The following is a 946-nucleotide window of genomic DNA, read 5'->3' on the forward strand; positions in this document are numbered from 1 at the left end:
AAGCGAAACGCGTGCAAAGAGCAGAGCAACGCTTTTCTCTGGCGCCGCTGCTTTTGCGCAGATGCATCGACATGGCACGCATATCGTTGCATGCACGCTCCCCGATCAATCGGTATGGTTGGCGGTGGTCATCGACGGGGTGGTGCAGACGGGCGGCGACACGATATTCCCCGACCAGGAAAAAGCAAAGAACGCAGTCGAAGAACTGACTGCGCGCTACCGGGAACACCAGGTCCACAGCAACTACATCACGCAAGCGCGCTTGTTCTCGTTGCAACAGCTCACTGCGCATGTGAATGGACAGTCTGCTTTGCGCAGGGCGTCCTTTAGGCTGTCCATGGTGTCGCCCATATGGTGGTTGCTCATAGCTGCGGTCGTCGCCTACGAGGCATGGGATTACGGATCCGCTTGGTGGGACGAACGGCAGGCGAAACTGCAAGAAGAGGCCCAGGCGGCGCAGCCCCATTTCGACGCCAATGCGCTATGGGAAAGCGCTATCAGCGCTTGGGCTAAGTCGGTAAAGACCCAGGGCGGCGCAGGCATGACCGAACTTCTCAATGTCATCCTGACGGTACCAGTAGAGCCCGGGCGCTGGCGGTTGACGGAAGTCGACTGCCGACCAAGCGCGGGGTCGTGCACCGCCACATACCGCCGTACACGTCTGGCCGACAACCATACGCTGCGGGCAGCATTGACCGAATCGTTTCGCATCGTCCATCCGGATTTGGATACTGCTACCGCAACATGGCCACTTCCGAAGGCGCGTTCGGCGCCAACCGTAGCCTTGCGTGACCTCCCGACAGCAGTTGCGATCCAGACAACGTGGGAACCAAGGTGGCAAGCGCTTCGGCCCGCATTGCAAGACTTCACGCTGGCAAAGCCGGCGAGCGTGCAGATTCTCGTGCCCAACATCAAGTTGCCCAACGGCCTGGAAGAACCTGTGCCG

The 946-nt window shown here is 59.9% G+C and carries 1 protein-coding gene; it reads left to right on the forward strand.

The window, feature by feature from the left end:
- On the forward strand, window positions 1–946 hold a 946-nt coding region (locus HV765_RS31655; protein ID WP_175172205.1), incomplete at both ends, for a type IV pilus inner membrane component PilO.

Source organism: Achromobacter kerstersii, assembly GCF_902859595.1.
GTDB classification, from domain to species: domain Bacteria; phylum Pseudomonadota; class Gammaproteobacteria; order Burkholderiales; family Burkholderiaceae_B; genus Achromobacter; species Achromobacter kerstersii.